Raw genomic sequence first — 20,187 nt, 5'->3', positions numbered from 1 at the left:
TCTTGAATTTTCGCTTTTTCAAAGCGAGAGCGAAAATTCAAGAGTGGTCCAACGGCCATTGATCATGACCGTTGGTATAAGATCGGCCAGCAAGCCTGTGACTCGCCAAAGCCGGAATAACTGCACTCTGCTTAGAACAAAATGCCGCCAGGGGAAATGCCATTACTCTCTACATGATCAAGCCTTGGCGAAGCATGTGTCAAAATTACCGCGGCACCAGGGGCGCCTGAAAATCCAATCCGAGATCCCACGGAAAATCGATCCAGGTTTCCTGTGCGACTTCCATGACAAACGTGTCGACGAGCGGCAGACCCATCGGTTTGGCATAGAGTGTCGCTATATGCGCCTTCGGCAATTGTTCTCTGATGAGCCGCGCCGTGGTGCCGGTATCGACAAGATCGTCGATGACGAGAAGCCCTTGGCCCTCTTCTCCTGCAAGTTCAGCCGTGATCCTTTTCAGGATCTTGGTCTGCGCGAGATCATTATCGGCGCCATAGCTCGCCACGCAAAATGTATCAATCAGGCGCAGATTAAGTTCACGCGCGACGATCGCCGCCGGCACAAGACCGCCGCGCGTCACGGCGGCCATGCCACGGAAAGGTCCAAGATCCATCAAACGCCGGGCGAGCGTCCTGGCGTCGCGATGGAACTGATCCCAGGACACTTGATAATTTTTCTGACTCATGGTGTGGGCGTCAGCCTGCGGAAAGGCGTGTAATCATCGCGCGGACCTTTTCGACAACCTGGCCGACCAGCTCCGCATCCTTGCCGCGCACAACGATCTGATTATGAAATTTACCATCAACCACATGAGGATAGGAGCCAATTGAAAGTTGGCTATGATCGCTGGCGAGCCTTGCGAGATCGGCGGCATAAGTCCCTTCCGGCACATTCCCCGCCACAATCGTTTCCGCGATCATCGGCGCCCCGGTCGATAATTTCGGAGCCACCGCATTCAGCATGGCTTGCATGATTGAGGGCACACCGGCCATGACGATGACATTCTGAATCCAGAACCCCGGCGCCTTGGAGATCGGATTTTCAATCAGGTCCGCGCCACGCGGAATCCGCGCCATCCGCCGGCGCGCCTCATTGAGATTTTCCGGCTTGATGATTTCGAGAAGAAGCGCAATCGCGCGCGGATCCTCGATCAGTTCGAGACCCAGCGCGGCCGCCACGGCATCCGCCGTGATGTCGTCATGCGTGGGGCCGATACCGCCAGTCGTGAAGACATAATCATAACGCACGCGCAAGGCGTTGAGCGCGGCGACGATCTCCTTCTGGATATCGGGAACGACGCGCACCTCGGCAAGATCGATTCCGATCTTGGTCAGAAATTCAGCAGTGAAGCCGATATTCTGATCCTTGGTCCGGCCCGAGAGGATTTCATCGCCGATGACGAGCAAGGCGGCGGTTACGGATTGTTTCTGCGTCATGATGCGTCTCCAGCCTTTCTCTTAGCATGAATCCCCTCATTTTCACCAAAGGATGCGCGGAAGAACGAGCTTGCGGCCAGAGCCTTGCTTGCCATCAAGAAACTTTGACGGCGTTTCACCGACGCCCCATAGTATTCGCGTGAAAAAGAACAAAGCCCGATCCCCATGCCGACATCAAAAGATCCCGAGGCGATTCGAGACAGCGAGGCCAAGGCCCACGCGGCTCTGATGGCCAATCCCTTTCCACCCTCTCCCTGGATCTCGATTGGCCCAGACGGAATCATCATCGCCACGGGCTATAGCGAGGCTTTGAACCGACTGTTGCGCTGGGTGCCGAAAGCCAAATGGCGGCCGGACAAGCGCTGCTGGCTGGTGCCTTTCAGCGGCGCCGAGGCAATGCGGGCCGTTTTGCCGGAAATCACCCGTCTCGCCGACGCGACTCAGGAACTGGCTGAGGCCGAGGCGCGCCACTTTGCCGGCGAGCAGCCACCCTTTGCTCATCTCACCGAGGCGGCAGAACGGCTTTACGGCAGCGATTGGCCTCAAAAGCTGGCTGAGGAGACCGGTCTCGGGGCCGGACGCGTGACGGAATGGCGGCAGGCCAATGCCGAAAGCCTCACCGCCCATGATCCGATTTTTTCCGAATTGATTCGCCGGATGCGCAAAAAGGCCGCCGATCTCATCACCGGTGCGGACCGCCTCGAAGAATGGCAGGCCGCACGGCGGCGTGATGAAGGCCGCTAGAACCTTAAGTTGAATATCAGGTCCAAGAAACATCACCCCTTCTTGGATCTGATGCTCGGCATGAGTGGAGAGACGACGACAGAGCGATGAAAGACTATATTCCCGAACTTAGCGAAATCCGCATGGTCCAGCGTGCGCCCGATGGCCCCCTGCCCTTCAGCGAGACAGACAAAGCCTATATTCTTTCCTGCCTCAGCGACGTTGAACAGGCTTTTGGACTCAATGGTTTTCCAGGCGTCCAGCCGGAAAAGATCACGCCCAAGTCCTTGATTCGGCAGTTGATCGAATGGTGGCGGACCCTCGAGCCGACGAATGAAGCGCAGGCGGATGCCTATGGCCGCATGCCGGGTGCGATTCGGCTGATCGATACAGTCGCCACCTGGGTCGAGGAATTGGAAGCCGCGCGGGCTGGGCGGGGAACGCAGACGATTTAAGCGTTCAGAGAGAGCCAGCAAGCCCTTGGATCAGGGCGCGGAAGAAGCCAGCTTTAAAGAAAATCAGCCCTGGCAGGAGAGGAGGGACTCGAACCCCCAACCCCCGGTTTTGGAGACCGGTGCTCTAACCAAATTGAGCTACACTCCTAAGGCCGTTTCGTTTTAGCGGGATCGCCCGATCAAGGCAAGGGAAGAGGCGACAAAGCTGTGCATGATCATTGCATCGCGTCGATCGTGGCCCATGGAAGCACAACCGCCTTGCATGGGTTTGATCTTCGAGCCTCTTCGCCGCTGCCCGGTCCGGCATAACCCGCGAAGACCGATTGCCTATTGGAGCCCGCCGCTTGGCTGCGGCTTCCGCAGGGGAGACGAAAATGCTGCCAACCATCATCATGGTCGACGAGGTGCCGCGCTGCGTGGTCCGCCCAACCGATAAGAAGGATCTCGACCGTTTCATCCGTAATGCAAAGAAATATCTTCTTGCGGACAATGAAGAAGGCAAGGTGACCCATCGCCCCGCCAATGATACGGAATCGGCGCAATGGTTTGAGGGTGCGGCCCTGAACAAGGCCTGGGGCGGAGCCGATGAAAATTACTTCGGCCTGCCGATCTTCAAACAGCCTTGAATTATTTTCGTAAAAGCGGATCAGCCAAGGGCGATCCGCTTTTTAAGACTCAGATTGCGCTGATCACACCACCATCGACGCGCAAGGCGGCGCCTGTGGTTGCTGAAGCCTGTTTCGATGAAATATAGACGATCATATTGGCGACTTCCTCGACCGTGGCCGCCCGCCGGATAATCGAGGACGGCCGATGGGCCATGACGAAATCGGCTGCCACGGCCTCCACAGACTTGCCGGATGTCTTCACTTCATCCTGCAACATTTCAGCAAGCCCTTCGGAAAGCGTCGGCCCCGGCAGCACGGAATTAACGGTAACACCACTGCCCGCCACCCTTTGGGCAAGACCGCGCGCGATGGAAAGCTGAGCGGTTTTGGAAAAGCCGTAGTGAATCATCTCGGTGGGAATATTGATTGCCGATTCCGAGGACACAAAAACGACCCGTCCCCAGCCCTGCGAAACCATTCCCGGCAAATAGGCGCGCGAGAGCCTGACGCCGGACATGACATTGACCTCGAAGAAATGCGCCCAGTCCTCGTCAGGCGTCTCGAAGAAATCCTTCGGGCCATAAATACCAAGATTATTGATGAGAATATCGCAGGCGGGAATGGCTGCGACCAAAGCCGCACAGCCCTGCGCCGTGCCAAGATCGCCGGTAAAATGCTGGATCTGCGCATCGGGAACTTGCTTGCGCAAAGTCGAGACAGCCTCGGCCACAGTCGCTTCCTTGCGCCCGTTGACAATCACCGTCGCCCCGCTTTCCGCAAGCCCCTTGGCCGCCGCCCATCCGATGCCCGCCGTGGAGCCGGTGACGAGCGCCGTTTTGCCGGAAAGATCGATTTTCATGGAACCTCCTTAAACTGCCATCGCGCGGATGGAAGCCGCATCTCTTTTGGGAGCGTCAAGATAAAGCATTTTGACGGGGAGATATGACGGGGGTCTTCAAGAAAGCGCGAGCCTTCAGCCCTCTTGATTGAAGGTTTGATCAGTAAGCGTCAAAAAGATAAGAGCATACTATCGACCGTTTGAGCTTCAGCAGCTTTAAGCGAAGCAGGGATAAACGCGAGTTCAAAAACTTGGAGAGACTCGTGAATTGGAACAAAGAGACTCGTGTATCCGAAGCTTTTACTGGTTTTAGTTTCCATACCCTGAAGGCGAAGCCGTTCATTGCACTTCTATGCATCCTCTTTCCGGCTTTTTTCAGTTTTGTAATGTTGCTCAGGTTTCACACTCCTGAAGACCAGTTTCTTTCCTATTTCACAGACGATTTTTTCTATTACCTCAAAATCGCGATGAATATCGCCGATCATCATCGATCGTCGTTTGATATGCTTCACGACACAAATGGATATCATCCATTGTGGCTCGCGCTCATTACGCTGCAATATTATCTTTTTGGCAATACAACTGCCTTGTTTATATCTATTGTAATCATGATTTCGATTATCAATACTCTCAGTTTCTTTATTTTTCTCACAATCGCACTCAAATTAACCAATCACCTTGTCGCCGCTGTCGCCAGCTCAATATATTCAGCGACCTTGATGTTTACTTTGTCACGCACGGGCATGGAAGTATCTCTCGGGATACTTGCGCTTGCGCTTCTGGCTTTGCGTTTGTTGCAGACACCGCTTGAGGTTCAAACAAGGAAACAGGCAATCGTCACAGGCCTGTTAATATCCTTTGCATTCCTTTCCCGTATCGACGCGATACTGATGCCTTTTTTATATATTTGCGCCGGGATTGTATATCCTATCAAATCCCGAGCCCGCTTAGCCATGAATACGATCTATGCGGGTATCGGCTGCATTCCCATTTTCTTCTATCTCGCGTTTAACCACTTCTATTTCAGCAGCGCCTTGCCAATATCCGGCGCTGCGAAGCAATTAAAAACTGGATTTTTTCCATCTTCATCCACACTTCTAGGCCTGTTTGGCTTTAGCGGATACAATATCATCTTCATATGGCCGATAGCCTTATCGGCTTTGTTATATGTTGTCTTATCCTTGAGTGGCCGGGTCCGTTGCCCCTCCGGAGACCGTCTTGTCGTAACGGCGGTTTTACTCCACCCTTTAGTCTTTTACCCACTACTCGCGTTTCGCAGTGATTGGGCTTTATGGGCTTGGTATTTTTATCCGATCGTGATGGTCGGTATCGTCGTTCTTCCCGCGCTGTTGCAGCTTTTGCTTGAACGCCTCAATAGCATTCTCATCAATCGACTCGTTCTCATCGGTAGTATCGCGGTTGCGATCGTTACTCTGCAAAGCATTATCCCGATTAATCCAATCGCCTTTCAGATCTATGAGGCGGCCAAGGAACTCAAAGAATTCTCTGCAACCCACCACGGCACATTTGCCATGGGGGACAGAGCGGGAACCGCTGGATATCTCCTTGATGATCCAATCGTTCAGCTCGAAGGGCTAGTGGGCGATAAACAAATGCTCCAGAATATAAGGGCGGAACGTAATCTCAACGATGTCCTAAAAGAATTAAACGTGCGCTATTACGTTGCTACAGGCGGTGCCTTTGAAGGCGACTGTTATACCGCCCATGAACCTGGGCAGGCTGGACCTAAAAGCCCGCATATGACAGGTCAATTTTGTCAGGCACCCATTCACGAGTTTCACGTTGGTCCAGCCGAAACACGAATTTTCGAAATCGGAAAGCAATAGAATTATTGGCATCTTGGAAGAGCTTGCGATCAGCTTGCCGCTCGTTATTCACCGATCACATGCAGCACGATCTCGCGGCGATGGGGCGCACGGCGGTGCTCAAAGAGATAAAGCCCCTGCCACGTGCCAAGCACCAGCCTGCCTTCGACGATTGGAATGGAAAGCTGCGTAGCGGTCAGCGCTGAACGAATATGAGCCGGCATGTCATCGGGTCCTTCAGCTCGATGAATGTAGCGCGTCTCATCTTCTGGCGCGATCACGTCGAAGAAACGGATCAGATCCCGACAGACATCGGGATCCGCATTTTCCTGAATCAAAAGAGAAGCCGATGTATGCCGGCAGAACACAGTCAAAAGCCCAGTTGTAAAATGCTCTCCATGCAGCCAGTTCCGCACGGAATCCGTGAAGGCGATGAGCCCTCTGCCCTGGGTCGCGATATCGAGCCTCTGTGTCGCCTGACGCAGCATGGACCCTACTCCGCCGCCTCAGCCACGGCCGCTGGATTGTAATTGAGGATCGGTGTCAGCCAGCGTTCGACCTCCGCAATGCTCATGCCTTTGCGCCGCGCATAATCCTCGACCTGATCACGCTCGACCTTGGCCACACCGAAATAATAGGCTTCGGGCTGAGCGATATAGAGACCAGAAACCGAAGAGCCGGGCCACATGGCGAAGCTTTCCGTCAGGCTGACGCTGATCCGCCGTTCGGCTTCGAGCAGACGGAACAAAGTCGCCTTTTCCGAATGATCGGGCTGAGCCGGATAACCGGGCGCCGGCCGAATGCCACGGTAAGATTCCGAAATTCGTTCTTCATTGGTCAGATTTTCATCCGGCGCATAGGCCCAGAATTCGCGGCGCACACGTTCATGCATACGCTCGGCAAAGGCTTCGGCAATCCGATCGGCGAGCGCCTTCACCATGATCGAACCATAATCGTCATTGGCCTTGGCGAAACGCTCGGCGATCTTCTCCTCGCGCGCGCCGGCCGTCACCACAAAGCCACCGATATAATCCGCCTTGCCGCTATCACGCGGTGCGACGAAATCGGCCAAAGCGAGATTTGGCTTGTCCCCCTGTTTCGACAATTGCTGGCGCAAGGTGAAGAAAGTCGCGAGCTCTTCCGAGCGCGATTCACCCGTATAGAGCTTGATGTCATCATCCACTGCATTGGCTGGCCAGAAACCGATGACGGCCTTGGGGTCGAACCAATGTTCCTCGACAATGCGCTTGAGCATGGCCTGAGCATCGTCGAAAAGCTGCCGCGCGCTGGCACCCTGTTTTGGGTCATCGAGCAGAGCCGGATAACGGCCGCGCAATTCCCAGGTCTGGAAGAAAGGCGTCCAATCAATATAGGGGACGAGTTCGCCGACATCATAGCTGCCGAAAATACGCGCGCCGGTAAAGGTCGGGCGCGGCGGCTGATAGGCCGCCCAATCAGGCCGGAAGGCATTCTGCCGCGCGCGTTGCAAAGGCAGGCGCTGCTTTTCGGCCTCGGCCCTCCGATGGGCATCGGAGACCTTCTGATATTCGGCACGGATCGTTTCAATATAGGCGCCGCGCGAGGTCTCCGACAGCAAGGACTGCACAGTGCCCACAGCGCGGCTCGCATCCGTCACATAGACGGTTTGGCCGCGTGTATAATTGGGATGGATCTTGACCGCCGTATGCACCCGGCTGGTCGTCGCGCCGCCGATCAGCAAGGGCACATCGAAGCCTTCACGCTCAAGCTCAGCGGCCACGAAACACATTTCATCGAGCGAAGGCGTGATCAGGCCGGAGAGGCCGATGCAATCAACCTGTTCCGCCCGCGCGGTTTCAAGAATTTTCGCCGCCGGCACCATGACGCCAAGATCAATGATCTCGTAATTATTACAAGCGAGCACCACGCCAACGATATTCTTGCCGATGTCATGCACATCGCCCTTGACCGTCGCCATCAAAATCTTGCCGGCGCTCGACCGCACGGCGCCACCATTGGCGGCTTTTTCCGCTTCCATGAACGGCATGAGATAGGCGACCGCCGCCTTCATGACACGCGCCGATTTGACGACTTGTGGCAGGAACATTTTGCCGGAGCCAAAGAGATCGCCGACGACATTCATGCCGGCCATCAAAGGCCCTTCGATGACATCGAGTGTCCGCGTGCTGGCAAGACGCGCTTCCTCGACATCCTGGTCGATAAATTCGGTAATGCCATTGACGAGCGCATGTTCGAGCCGTTTTTCGACTGGCTCCTCGCGCCAGGCCAAGCTCTTTTCCTGTTTCTCCGTCCCTTGGCCCTTGTAATTCTCGGCCAAAGCCAGAAGTCGTTCGGTTGCCTCTGGCCGCCGGTTTAGAACGACATCCTCGCAGGCCTCGCGCAACTCCGGATCAAGCTCTTCATAGACCGAGAGCTGTCCGGCATTGACGATACCCATATCCATGCCGGCCGCGATGGCGTGATAGAGAAAGACCGAATGCATCGCCTGACGCACCGGCTCATTGCCGCGAAACGAGAAGGAGAGATTGGAAACACCGCCGGAAATATGCACCAGCGGAAATTTCTGGCGGATTTCCCGCGTGGCCTCGATGAAATCGACGCCGTAATTATTGTGTTCCTCGATACCGGTCGCAACCGCGAAAATGTTCGGATCGAAGATAATATCCTCGGGCGGAAAGCCGCACCGATTCACGAGGATATCATAGGCACGCGAACAGATCTCGACTTTCCGCGCGCGTGTATCTGCCTGGCCTTGTTCATCGAAGGCCATGACAACGACCGCCGCGCCATAACGATGAACGGCTTTGGCCGCTTGAATGAAATTCTCTTCACCTTCCTTCAGGGAAATCGAATTGACGATGCCTTTGCCCTGAATACATTTGAGACCAGCCTCGATAACCACGAATTTCGAGGAATCGATCATCACCGGCACACGGGCTATGTCGGGTTCGGCAGCGACGAGATTGAGGAAATCTCGCATGACAGCTTCGGAATCGAGTAGGCCTTCGTCCATATTCACGTCGATGACCTGGGCACCCATGACGACCTGATCGCGCGCGACATCAAGCGCGGCGGAAAACTGGCCTTCCTTGATGAGTTTACGGAATTTCGCCGAGCCGGTCACATTGGTCCGTTCACCGACATTGACGAAGCGAATGTCCTTGGTGAGCGTGAAAGGCTCAAGCCCCGAGAGCCGCAATAAAGGTTCAATGGCTGGGATCTTACGGGGCGCTATGCCCGCGACGCGCTTGGCAATAGCGTGAATATGCGCCGGTGTCGTGCCGCAGCAGCCCCCGACAATATTGACAAGACCGGCCTCGGCAAATTCACCGACGAGCGAGGCCATATATTCAGGGCTCTCATCATAGAGGCCGAATTCATTGGGCAGGCCTGCATTAGGATAAGCGCAGATCAATGTATCCGCGACGCGCGACAATTCGGCAATATGGGCGCGCATCTCGCGCGCTCCCAGCGCGCAATTGAGGCCGATCGTTATGGGCTTCACATGGCGCAGCGAATACCAGAACGCAGTCGGTGTCTGGCCGGACAGAGTACGGCCGGAAAGATCGGTGATCGTGCCGGAGATCATCACCGGCAGACGCACGTTCAAGGATTCATATACATCGTCGATCGCGGCAAGCGCTGCCTTGGCATTCAACGTGTCGAAAATCGTCTCGACAATCAAGATATCCGCGCCGCCCTCGATCAATGCACTTGCGGCCTCGGCATAGGCTGCGCGCAGATCATCGAATGTCACCGCGCGAAAGCCTGGATTATTGACGTCAGGCGAGATCGAGGCGGTCCGGTTGGTCGGTCCTAAAGCGCCGGCGACGAAACGGCGGCGACCATCTTTTGCCTCAGCCTCATCGGCGGCCTGACGCGCGAGCCGCGCCGATTCACGGTTCAATTCGGCAACCAGTTCCTCCATGCCGTAATCGGCCTGGGAGATACGGGTCGAGTTGAATGTATTCGTTCCGATAATATCGGCGCCTGCCTCGAAATAAGCGCGATGAATGGCGACGATGGCGTCCGGTTGGGTCAGAGTCAGAAGATCGTTATTGCCGCGCAGATCGGAAGGCCAGTCCTTGAAACGCTCGCCACGAAAATCGGCCTCGGTAAATTTGCGCTGCTGGATCATCGTGCCCATGGCACCATCAAGCACAAGAACGCGCTCGGCGGCCGCTTCCAGAAGCGCTTTGGTCGTCGCGGGACCATTCAAAGGGGACTGGCTCATTCAGGCAGCTTCTTTCTCGAGTTTCGGCCGCAGCCCCAGAAGGTGGCAGATCGCATAAACGAGATCGGCGCGATTCATCGTATAAAAATGGAAATCCCGCACACCGCGATCGACGAGATCGAGCACTTGTTCGGCGGCGACCGTAGCAGCAATCAATCGGCGCGTCTGGGGATCATCGTCAAGCCCCTCGAACCGTTCAGCGAGCCAAGGCGGAATACTCGCGCCGGCCTTTTTGGCGAAATTCGCGGTCTGTTTGAAATTCTGTACCGGCACAATGCCCGGCAGGATCGGAATGGTGATCCCGCGCGCCCGCACCTTGTCGAGATAGCGCAGGTAGGTGTCATTCTCGAAAAAGAATTGGGTGATGGCGCGGGTCGCGCCGGCATCGATCTTGGCCTGCAGAACGTCGAGATCGGATTCGATCGACGCGCTTTCGGGATGTTTCTCGGGATAGGCGGAGACCGAAATTTCGAAATCGGCGATCTTGCGCAGGCCTGCCACGAGATCCGTCGAATGCGCATAGCCTTGCGGATGTGGATGAAAGGCCGTCCCAATACCTTCCAGGGGATCACCACGCAAAGCCACGATATGACGGACACCTGCCTCCCAATAGGCCTTGGCGACCGCATCGACTTCCGCGCAACTTGCCGCCACACAGGTCAGATGCGCCGCCGGCTTTATCGGCGTTTCCTTCACGATGCGAGCAACGGTCGCATGGGTCCGCTCGCGCGTCGAGCCACCAGCGCCATAGGTCACCGAGACAAAGCTCGGCTGCAAAGGCGCCAGGCGATTGATCGATTCCCACAGGGTCGCTTCCATCGCCTCGGTTTTGGGCGGAAAAAATTCGAAGGAGACGCTCATGCCTTCACAAGTTCCGCGACTGGCGCGAGGCGATGAATCGATTGATTGAAGCGTCATAGTATCGCTCATGCTATTTCTCGTGCGGGCGAGGTTTTGGAACCCTGCCGGTCATTGGGGCGGGCGGATCGATGGTGGCCGAGCCAGAGCGAGACGGTCAGCTTGCCACCCTCGTCAGGTGTCGGCGCGAGATCCCGCCGCGCGACGCATTCGAGGCCGGCTTGTTCCATGAAACCAGCCATTTCCTCACCAGTGAATCCCAACCGCCGATGCGCATGGATCGTGCGCAGCGATTCCTCTTCATGCGGTGCAAAATCGATGATGAGCAGACGACCATCCGCGCGCAAGGCGCGGCCAGCCTCGCGCAAGGCGCGTAAGGGATCATCGAGATAGTGCAGAACCTGATGCATGATGACGTGGTCATAGAATGCCGGCTCGACCGGAAGCGCATAGAGATCGCCCTGACGCAATTGCGTATTGCGCAGACCCGCCCGCTCGAGACGCACGCGGGCTAGGCCTAACATTTGCGGCGATTGATCGACACCGACGGCGCGTGAGGCGAGCGGCGCCAGCAGTTCCAGCATACGGCCTGTGCCGGTACCAAGATCAAGGAGAGCCTCGATCTTTTCCGTGCCGACCGTTTCACGGATCGCCGCTTCGACCCTTTCCTCAGGCACATGCATGGCGCGCAATTCGTCCCAATTGATGGCTTGCGCCTCGAAATAACGGGCCGCTTGTTCCGCCCGCTGTCGCCGCACTTCCGCAAGGCGAGAACGATCGGCGGAGAGAATCGGATCATTTGGCGCGACACGCGCGACGAGATCCCGGGCTAAAGCCGCCAAGGGACCCGTTTGCGCAATGAGGAAAAACGCCCAGGCTCCTTCCCGGTGCCGTTCGACAAGGCCCGCCTCGAGCAAAAGTTTCAAATGACGTGAAATGCGCGGCTGTGATTGCCCCAAAATGACGACCAATTCGCTGACCGTCAGTTCGGCTTCGGCCAAAAGAGCGAGAAGACGCAGGCGCGTCGCCTCGCCTGCCGCCGAAAGGCCGGACAGGATAGCCTCGAAGGAAATGCGTTCGGCTGAATGCAAAAGCCGTCTCCACGCGCGCCCATTCATATCTCACGGGCCAACAATGAATATAAAGATATATTTATATGTAAAACACGCCCATGAGCAAGCACCTTTTTGTGAAAATCTCAGCCGGCGGTCTGGGAGACGAATCGGATAGCGGCATGGCATTCAGGACATCAGCCGAGCGGTTTTTAACCATGATCGGATGATGAAAGAGCGAAGCCTTTTTCTCGCCTTGTCAGGCCGTAATGCTTTCGCTCGCCCCTCGCTGATGTCGTGACGACCGCATCGCCTCATCACGCAGTCAGTGCCTTGTCTGTGGAGCTTGCCTCTCAATCAGACCGGGGAGAGCTCTCGTGCTTTGAAGAAGCATCAGATCATCCGCAAAAGGGGCATCCGCTTCCAGGATCATCTGCTGCCCAACCCACAATGTCCTTAATCCAAGGAGCCCAGGAATGAAAACGACGTTTGCCCGCTGCATGGCCCTCGCCCTGTTTTGCACGACCATGCTGGCCGCACCGCTTTCGGCCTCGGCACAGGACTCCGTGAGCACTCCGGCGGTGCCGAATCCGATGGACGGCGTCAAGAGCCAGGCAGCCGGCACGGTGAAAGCTGTACCCCCGACCGTCCCGCAGGGCGTCACCAATCCGGTCGACAATCTCAAAGGCCAAGCCGCCGAGACCGTGAAACAGGCGACACCGGCAGTGCCGAAAAATCCTGTCGAAGACATCAAGGATACGGCCGCGAAAAAGGCCAAGGCGCAGGAATGCATCGACAAGGCGAATGCCCAAGGCCTGCACGGAAAAGCGCGCAAGAAATTCAAATCCAAGTGTAAAAAGCAATAAGCTGCAAGGCGCAATAAGCGGAAATCGGATCAACCCGGTTTGCAATCATCCAGGCGGATTTTGAGCCACGATTCGCCTGGCTTTTTGCCGACCAACGGTCATGATCAATGATCCCTGATATAAGTCCGTGCTTTTCCCCATGCAGCCGAACCCGCAGACGAGCCTTCCTGATCTTCTCGACAAAGGCCTGAGTGTACTTTTCGTCGGTATCAACCCGTCGCTCTATTCGGTTGCGCAAGGGCATTATTTCGCACGTAAAACCAATCGTTTCTGGCCGGCCTTCTCGCGCTCGGTCCTCAGCCTCGCCGCGCGCGAAAACCTCGGCCTCGAAGCTCTTGAGCCAATGCATGATCATCTTCTGCCAGCGCAGGGATTTGGTTTTACCGATACGGTGAAACGTCCAACGGCACGCGCCAGCGATGTTTCGCCGGCGGAATTTGCGGCGGCCGTGACGGCCCTCGTCGAGAAAATCGAGTATTACCGGCCGCGCATCGCCTGTTTTCATGGCACCATGGCCTATCGCCCCGTCCATCGCGCCCTGACGGAAACGAAGACTGATCCGGCCCTCGGAATGCAGACCTTATCGATCGGGCCAACGCATCTTTATGTCGTTCCCAATCCCAGCCCTGCCAATGCGCATTTCACACCCGCTGATCAAACCGCCTGGTATGACCGGCTCGCCGGGACACTTTTGGAATTGCCATCGGGGCCATGAACAGAGAAGGGATACAGGTGAGCAAGACAAAGAGCCCAGCAGCGCCCCGACGCGGCATGAACCGCCTGGCCCTGACGTTTGCGCTCCTGACCGCGCTTTATCCTTCTACGCGTGGGTTCAGTGATAGTGCTCACCCGCCTTCACCCACGAACCGACGCCCAGCGGGTTCGTTTCAAACCCCGCGACCCTGCCGGCTCGATTCCAATAGTGTCATTCTGGTCATCGGCCAGAGCAATGGGGCCAATTTCGCCTATTCCTATTCGAAAGCCCAGGATCCGGACGCAGCCGCTTTCTATAATGGCCGATGCTATGCTCTGTCCGATCCCCTTCCTGGCGGAGATGGAGGACGTGGCAGCCAATGGCCGGCCTTCGCCGACCTCTTCCGTGCCAAATTCGGCCGTTCCGTGACATTGATTTCCGCCGGCTGGGGAGGCACCTCGGTCCGTGACTGGAGCGAAAACGGCTTCGACGCCTACGCTTTGAGCCAAGCGAAGCTCGTGCTCGACGCAAAAGGCAAGATCGATGCGATCTTCTGGCAGCAAGGCGAATCCGATCCCAATACGGATGCCGAAACCTATGCCGCGAGACTGCAAGTCGTGCTGGATCGGTTCCACGCCCTGGCCCCGAATGCGCCGATCTTTATCGCGCAGGCGACGCTCCAGAACGGGCGAACACACGAGGCCGTTCGGGAAGTCCAGCGCCGTTTCGCCGCGAAACCCGGAATGGCACCGGGTCCCGACGCTGACAAGATCACCGATCGCTACGATGGTTTACATTTCGGCGCGCAAGGCACGCGGGAGCTGACCCAAGCCTGGTTCGATGCCGTTGTCGCTTGCACCTGTCTGAAGGCCAAGGGTCTTCAGTAATACGCAGAGTCGCTAGGGGATAACACCACTAGCGACTCTGCGTTTCTTTCTCAAATTCTAGTTCTCGCGTCCCCTATCAACGCGAGAACTTTTTGTATTTCATCCGATGCGGCGTGAGGCTGTCGACACCAAGGCGACGCTTCTTGTCTTCCTCGTAATCGGCGAAATTGCCTTCAAACCATTCCACATGACTATCGCCCTCATAGGCGAGAATGTGTGTGGCAATACGATCGAGGAAGAAGCGATCATGCGAGATGATCACGGCGCAGCCCGCGAAATCGGTCAGAGCCTCTTCCAGGGCGCGCAAGGTTTCGACATCGAGATCATTGGTCGGTTCGTCGAGCAGCAGAACATTGGCGCCGGATTTCAGCATTTTGGCGAGATGCACGCGATTGCGCTCACCGCCCGAAAGCTGGCCAACTTTCTTCTGCTGGTCCGTTCCCTTGAAGTTGAACGCGCCCGTATAGGCGCGGGAATTGATCTCGCGCTTGCCAAGATAAATGACATCATTGCCGCCGGAAATTTCTTCCCAGACATTCTTGTTGCCATCGAGCGCGTCCCGCGATTGATCGACATAGCCGAGCTGCACGGAATCACCGATGGAGATCGTGCCGGAATCCGGCTTTTCCTGCCCGGTGATCATGCGGAACAAAGTGGTCTTACCGGCGCCGTTCGGACCTATGACACCGACGATGCCGCCCGGCGGCAGTTTGAATGACAGATCATCGATCAATAATTTGTCGCCGAATGCCTTCGTCAGATGCGAGAATTCGATGACATTATTGCCGAGGCGCTCGGCCACCGGAATGATGATCTGCGCTGTCGTCGGAGCCTTTTCCGATTGTTTGGCGACGAGATCCTCATAGCGCTGGATACGCGCCTTGGACTTGGCCTGACGCGCCTTAGGGCTCGCGGCGATCCATTCCGCTTCCGCTTCCAGGGCACGCTGGCGCGCCTCGTCCTCGCGGCTTTCCTGCGCCAGACGCTTCTGCTTCTGCTTCAACCAACTCGAATAATTCCCCTCGTAAGGGATGCCGCGGCCGCGATCGAGTTCGAGAATCCAGCCCGTTACATTGTCGAGGAAGTAACGATCATGGGTGACGATCAGGATCGCGCCGGGATAAGTGCGCAAATGGCCTTCGAGCCAATTGACCGTTTCCGCGTCGAGATGGTTGGTCGGTTCGTCGAGCAGCAGCATCTCCGGCTGTTCGAGCAGGAGCTTGCACAAAGCGACGCGGCGGCGCTCACCGCCCGACAGCTTGTTGACGGGCCAATCATCGGGCGGACAGCCGAGCGCATCCATGGCCAGATCGACCTGGGCATCGAGATCCCACAAATTCTGCGCCTCGATTTCATCCTGCAGGCGGGTCATTTCATCGGCGGTCTCATCAGAATAATTCATCGCGAGATCGTTATAGCGATCGAGAATCGCCTTTTTCGCCGCCACGCCCAGCATGACATTGCCCCGCACGTCGAGCGTATCGTCGAGCGGCGGCTCCTGAGGCAGATAACCGACCTTCGCACCGTCCGCGACGAAGCCGTCGCCGGTAAATTCCTTGTCGATCCCCGCCATGATCCGCAAAAGCGTGGATTTACCGGCGCCATTGACGCCAAGAACACCAATTTTCGCATCGGGGTAGAAAGACAGGTTCACATTATCGAGAACCTTCTTGCCACCCGGATAGGTCTTCGTCAGACCCTGCATATGATAAATGAATTGCCGCGCCATGGGCTATCGATCTCATGATTTTGGAATATCTAAGGGTTAGCTTTTAGCGATGACCGGCACATCGGTCCAGTTCGAGACCGCTCCGCCTTGGCGCCATCACAATCATTAGGCTAAGCTCGGTATCCAGCAGACTCGCACCGAGGCCGCCTCGCCCCGCTATAATAAACTTATTCCGCTCTCGTGTTTTTCTACATCCTTCAGCCTATCTCCTCGTTATCTCAATCAATGGCCGCGAAGGGCGCTTCTTGATTTTTCACCTGAATTATCGCTTTTTCAAAAGGTTAAGATCATTCAAGAGGCTCTGACGGCTTTTTAATCCTACGTCCGATCAACAAACGCACGACAGTTTCCGCGGCCTCCAGCATCCACTTCGAAAGGTGACAGCTTTGCCCGATCGTCCCCTGCGCGAGCCTGAACCCCCGGCTTTCAAGAGCCCTGCCGCCGCCCCCGCTGCTGCCCGCCCTTCGTCCCCCATCGGGGCTCCTATTCCTCACCCCCTGGTGACACCCAGCAGGGCTGTGGAGAAGCCGCGCGAGACCATTTCCGAAATCGCCCGTGGCGAAACCCCTGCAGATGCCATCATCGCCGATACCGCCCATGGCGCGGACGCCTATGATCTTGATCCGTCCTTGCAAAAACTTGCCGAACTGGCTCTGCATCGGCAAACACAGACGCCCTTGACCATTGGCCTGCTGGGACCTGCGGGCAGCGGCAAGAGCTTTGCCCTCAATCGTCTCCTTGACCTGATTGCCTCGCTCGCAAGAGCGGCAGGATCGGCCAGCCGCACGCCGTTTCTGAAAAAACTGGTCGCGATCAAGATCGATGCCGCGCGTTTCGGACGGGACACCGCCAATGGCATCGCTTCCGCCCTGCATGAAGGCCTGGCCCGCTCCCATCCAGCGCTTGCCGCCGAGGCGCTTCTGGCCGCGCGAGACCCGCGTATTGCCCTGCGGGAAGCCAGCGAGCTATTGGCACAGGCAAGGCGGCATCTCGAAGCCGAGCGCCGCACCCTGGAGGAAGCCGACAGCCGCCGGGCTACTTTGACTGAAACCATTCTTTACGACACACCCAGCTCGCTGCTCGAAAATTACATCCGCCGCCGCCGTGGGACGATCGAGCGCAGCCTGTCGCGTTTTGGAATCAATGGCGATGTTCTCCGCGCTTTCAAAGATATGGTGCGTTCCGCCAGCGAGACCAGTGGTCCAGGGGCGAAACTCACCTCCGTTCTGAATGCTTTCTGGTCCTATCAGGGACAATCCGGGCGTTTGATCGCCGCCTTCCTCTTCCTCCTGCTGGGCATCGGGATCGGCGCCGCCATCGATCATCAAGCCTTCTGGCTTGGAGGACTGCGTGTGGATCAAACCTCCGCCAGCGTCGCTCGCTGGCTGGAAAGCCGCATGTCATGGTTCGGCTTCGCCAGGCAGATTGCCTTTGCCGCCGCAGGCCTCTACCTCATCCTCAATCTCTGGCACGGCTGGCGCTATCTCACCTTAGTCGGCGAGGGTCGACGCCTGTTGCAACAGGACCTTGCGGAACGGCGGCAAGATATCGATCAATTCCTTGCCCATCAGACCCATCAGGTCGACCGGCTTGTGGCCGAGGTCGAAGCTTTGAGCCGCCGCGTGAGCGAAGCGGAAAAACGCGCGGGTCTGCGCCATCACAACGCGGTCGAGACCGAATCGGCACCCTTTTCCGATCAGCAGGCCACGGCCAGAGCCAGCGCGTTCTTCAGGGCGGTGGGCCAGATCCTCGACGCCAGCCAGGCGCATCCATCAGCCCCCGACACGCCAGAGCGTATCCTTTTCATCATCGACCATTTCGATTGCCTGCCTCCGGCAGAGGCTCGCGAAAGCCTCGCCCTCCTGCGTCATTTTCTGTCCCCGCATTTCCTCCTGATCGCCGCTTTCGACCCGCATGTTCTCGGCGACGACGCCGAAAACCAGCTCGACCGTCTGGTTCAGATCCCGTTCCAGCTTTCGGCCGCAACGCCTTCGATCGATTTTGCCCAATTTGTTCAGGGCCTTGCGACCACCAGCAAGGCGCCATCATCCGCTCGACCCGTCACGGCTCTTCCAGGCGTGGATGCGACACAATCGGCCCTCGACGCGCCCCTTTCGGATGCGGAAGTCGCAAAACTTGCCGCCCTCGCCCCCCTCGCCGGCGGCACGCCTCGTGTGGTGAAGCGTTTCGTCAATCTTTACAGGCTTTTGCGCGGTGGCCCCAGCGATGGTGCTCTTGCCCTCTTGCTGGCGGCCGAAGCCGGCGGCACGGCAGAGGAATTGCAAGCCCTGACCCTGGCGCTGTCCTCGACCGTGCCGGAGAACACTGCTTTCGATCTGCCCGGGGCGAGCCCCAGGCTCCGTCGGGCTCTGCTCGCGGCGCGCGAGGGCGAGACCAGTTTGACCCTTGCCGCGGCACGCCAGGCAGCCCAAACGGCTCATATCTTTTCCCTGCGCGCGCAGTGAACCCGGTTTCTTGCATTGACGATCGAGGACCAAACAGGCAAAGGGCGCCAACTTGCCAGGATTTTGAGGCTGCCCGATGAAATTCTACATGACTCCCGGTTCTTGCTCGACCGGCATCCATATTATTCTCGAGGAGCTCGAGGAGGTTTTCGAAGCCTATATCGTCAATCTGCCGGGCGGCGATCAATTCAAGCCGGATTATCTGGCGATCAATCCGAAATCGACGATTCCCACCCTTGTGCGCAAGGACGGTACGTCCCTGACGGAAGTCCAAGCCATCGCTTATTGGCTTGGACGGACGCATCCGCGCGCCAAATTGATCCCCGATGATATCGAGGCCGAGACGCGGATCGTCGAGGCCATGGCCTTCATCGTCGGCACCATCCATGGCCAGGGATTCGCCCGTATTTTCGCGACCCCGACCTTCACCAAGAATGAGGCGGACCACGATAATGTCCGGGCTTTCGGGCGTGAGCTTGTCGAAAAATGCTTCGGCATTCTCGACACCCAGCTCGCCGGCAAGGATTATCTCGTCGGGACTTTTTCCATCGCCGATCCGATTCTTTTCTATGTGGAATTCTGGGCCGATAAACTGGCCATTCCCCTGCCCGCAAATCTCCTGGCCCATTACAAGCGTATGCTTGGCCGCAGGGCGGTGCAGGGCGTTTTGCGTGAAGAAGGTTACAATCTCTCCACCCTCGGCCAGCAACAGCAGGCATAAAGCGATCCGAAAGGCCGATCACGCCTTAATTTCCAGTGGAACGTGATCGGACGTGTCCAGTCACGTTCTGGACATTGCGCTTAATCAAGCGTTTAGATTTCGGCCACACCCTATTCCGTAAAAGGAAATTGACTTCGCGCCGGATTAGAGCCTGCGACATTCAAGTTGAATCGTGCCCGATGCTCCAGCCGACAGCTTTTCCCATTTTCATACAAGAGAAGGATCGATTATCTGGTCGGGGATATCACACAGAGTAACGAACCAACGTGGATAATTGAACTTATAGCATGAATCGTATTATGGCCCTTGGGTGAATAGTCTTCTAAATAGCTGATGGCCGATTTGACGAGAACATGAAGCATGCTACGGGCTTGCCCCTGCCTGCCAAGGCGTCTTCGGCTTTAGAGATCGTATGATCTGTTTGTATCGGCCTCTTGATTGCATCGCCCTCGAGCGGTCGGCCTGAAGATCCGGAACCTGGTCCCACGCTATAGCTAGCCGGCGCGGCGGTTCCAGGCTTCCGTTTCTAGCTTTCTGGAGAAGAGTCATGGCCGATTTGCCGAATGCCGTCGATCCGAACAAAGTCTCGCACAACAGCTCCGCCAATGGCTTGCTCCCCGGCCTTGGAGTTTTGGCGCAAGACATTGCCTTCAAACCCTCTTTTCCGTCTGCTCGGTGAGGGCCCGCGTGTCGGTGGGCCTGCTCCGAAGGTTGGACGTGAATCGATCCAAAGAACCCGATCCCCTGCGAGCCATGCCTTTTATCGGGCAAGGCTCCTTTCAGCGATCCGCGTGA

18 protein-coding genes and 1 tRNA gene are annotated in these 20,187 nt (G+C 56.9%); 10 read left to right on the top strand and 9 right to left on the bottom strand.

Annotated elements, in window-relative coordinates; translation table 11 throughout:
• Positions 1-205 precede the first annotated feature (205 nt).
• Both gpt and BIND_RS05735 read right to left on the bottom strand, forming a co-directional pair.
• Positions 206-685 (bottom strand): xanthine phosphoribosyltransferase, encoded by a 480-nt coding sequence (gene gpt, locus BIND_RS05740; protein ID WP_012384130.1) that lies wholly within the window; start codon positions 683-685, stop codon positions 206-208.
• Between the two features lie 10 nt (positions 686-695).
• Positions 696-1,436, bottom strand: a complete 741-nt coding sequence (locus BIND_RS05735) for a competence/damage-inducible protein A (protein WP_012384129.1) — start codon at positions 1,434-1,436, stop codon at positions 696-698.
• Positions 1,437-1,601: 165 nt separating this feature from the next.
• Here BIND_RS05735 and BIND_RS20050 point away from each other — a divergent pair, with 165 nt between their 5' ends.
• Together BIND_RS20050 and BIND_RS05725 are read left to right on the top strand one after the other, a co-directional pair.
• Complete coding sequence (locus BIND_RS20050; protein ID WP_012384128.1) at positions 1,602-2,180, top strand: hypothetical protein; 579 nt, start codon at positions 1,602-1,604, stop codon at positions 2,178-2,180.
• Between the two features lie 86 nt (positions 2,181-2,266).
• A complete protein-coding gene (locus BIND_RS05725; RefSeq protein WP_012384127.1) occupies positions 2,267-2,614 on the top strand; it encodes a hypothetical protein in 348 nt (115 codons plus the stop codon).
• 70 nt (positions 2,615-2,684) lie between these two features.
• On the opposite strand, the gene BIND_RS05720 is transcribed toward BIND_RS05725, so the two are convergent.
• Positions 2,685-2,762: transfer RNA gene (locus tag BIND_RS05720), tRNA-Trp, on the bottom strand.
• A gap of 226 nt (positions 2,763-2,988) precedes the next feature.
• On the opposite strand from BIND_RS05720, the gene BIND_RS05715 reads away from it, so the two are divergent.
• Positions 2,989-3,240: a hypothetical protein gene (locus BIND_RS05715; protein WP_012384126.1), complete on the top strand. Its 252-nt coding sequence runs from the start codon at positions 2,989-2,991 to the stop codon at positions 3,238-3,240.
• A gap of 49 nt (positions 3,241-3,289) precedes the next feature.
• On the opposite strand, the gene BIND_RS05710 is transcribed toward BIND_RS05715, so the two are convergent.
• On the bottom strand, positions 3,290-4,081 hold the full coding sequence (locus BIND_RS05710) for an SDR family NAD(P)-dependent oxidoreductase (protein WP_012384125.1): 792 nt from the start codon (positions 4,079-4,081) through the stop codon (positions 3,290-3,292).
• A 242-nt stretch (positions 4,082-4,323) separates the two neighbouring features.
• On the opposite strand from BIND_RS05710, the gene BIND_RS05705 reads away from it, so the two are divergent.
• A complete protein-coding gene (locus tag BIND_RS05705) occupies positions 4,324-5,907 on the top strand; it encodes a hypothetical protein (protein ID WP_012384124.1) in 1,584 nt (527 codons plus the stop codon).
• A gap of 44 nt (positions 5,908-5,951) precedes the next feature.
• Here the strand turns inward: BIND_RS05705 and BIND_RS05700 are convergent, their stop codons facing one another.
• The 4 genes from BIND_RS05700 to BIND_RS05685 form a co-directional block, all read right to left on the bottom strand.
• Positions 5,952-6,371 (bottom strand): secondary thiamine-phosphate synthase enzyme YjbQ, encoded by a 420-nt coding sequence (locus tag BIND_RS05700; RefSeq protein WP_041778504.1) that lies wholly within the window; start codon positions 6,369-6,371, stop codon positions 5,952-5,954.
• 8 nt (positions 6,372-6,379) lie between these two features.
• A complete protein-coding gene (metH, locus tag BIND_RS05695; RefSeq protein WP_012384122.1) occupies positions 6,380-10,120 on the bottom strand; it encodes a methionine synthase in 3,741 nt (1,246 codons plus the stop codon).
• Entirely contained in the window at positions 10,121-10,981 is an 861-nt protein-coding gene (metF, locus tag BIND_RS05690; RefSeq protein ID WP_148210569.1) for a methylenetetrahydrofolate reductase [NAD(P)H], read from the bottom strand. It abuts the gene before it with no gap.
• A 65-nt stretch (positions 10,982-11,046) separates the two neighbouring features.
• Complete coding sequence (locus BIND_RS05685) at positions 11,047-12,069, bottom strand: metalloregulator ArsR/SmtB family transcription factor (protein ID WP_012384120.1); 1,023 nt, start codon at positions 12,067-12,069, stop codon at positions 11,047-11,049.
• Between the two features lie 437 nt (positions 12,070-12,506).
• On the opposite strand from BIND_RS05685, the gene BIND_RS21885 reads away from it, so the two are divergent.
• The 3 genes from BIND_RS21885 (at position 12,507) to BIND_RS05670 (ending at position 14,477) form a co-directional block, all read left to right on the top strand.
• A complete protein-coding gene (locus BIND_RS21885; RefSeq protein ID WP_012384119.1) occupies positions 12,507-12,896 on the top strand; it encodes a hypothetical protein in 390 nt (129 codons plus the stop codon).
• Between the two features lie 139 nt (positions 12,897-13,035).
• Positions 13,036-13,611: a mismatch-specific DNA-glycosylase gene (locus BIND_RS05675; protein ID WP_012384118.1), complete on the top strand. Its 576-nt coding sequence runs from the start codon at positions 13,036-13,038 to the stop codon at positions 13,609-13,611.
• A 17-nt stretch (positions 13,612-13,628) separates the two neighbouring features.
• Positions 13,629-14,477 (top strand): sialate O-acetylesterase, encoded by an 849-nt coding sequence (locus tag BIND_RS05670; protein ID WP_158304360.1) that lies wholly within the window; start codon positions 13,629-13,631, stop codon positions 14,475-14,477.
• Positions 14,478-14,553: 76 nt separating this feature from the next.
• Here BIND_RS05670 and ettA read toward each other — a convergent pair whose 3' ends face one another.
• Positions 14,554-16,206, bottom strand: coding sequence for an energy-dependent translational throttle protein EttA (ettA, locus tag BIND_RS05665; RefSeq protein WP_012384116.1), 1,653 nt, complete (start codon positions 16,204-16,206; stop codon positions 14,554-14,556).
• A gap of 386 nt (positions 16,207-16,592) precedes the next feature.
• Between ettA and BIND_RS05660 the strand changes: the two genes are divergently transcribed.
• From BIND_RS05660 to BIND_RS22160, 3 genes are all read left to right on the top strand, one after another.
• Entirely contained in the window at positions 16,593-18,671 is a 2,079-nt protein-coding gene (locus BIND_RS05660; protein WP_012384115.1) for a P-loop NTPase family protein, read from the top strand.
• A 76-nt stretch (positions 18,672-18,747) separates the two neighbouring features.
• The gene (locus BIND_RS05655; protein WP_012384114.1) at positions 18,748-19,392 is read left to right on the top strand and encodes a glutathione S-transferase family protein; all 645 of its coding nucleotides are present in this window, start codon (positions 18,748-18,750) and stop codon (positions 19,390-19,392) included.
• A gap of 547 nt (positions 19,393-19,939) precedes the next feature.
• Positions 19,940-20,071, top strand: coding sequence for a hypothetical protein (locus BIND_RS22160; RefSeq protein WP_012384113.1), 132 nt, complete (start codon positions 19,940-19,942; stop codon positions 20,069-20,071).
• Positions 20,072-20,187 lie beyond the last annotated feature (116 nt).

The sequence above is a fragment of the Beijerinckia indica subsp. indica ATCC 9039 genome (assembly GCF_000019845.1).
In the GTDB taxonomy this organism is placed as follows: domain Bacteria; phylum Pseudomonadota; class Alphaproteobacteria; order Rhizobiales; family Beijerinckiaceae; genus Beijerinckia; species Beijerinckia indica.
Note: the sequence above shows the minus strand (reverse complement) of the source record. Positions and strands in the feature narration are given on the sequence as shown.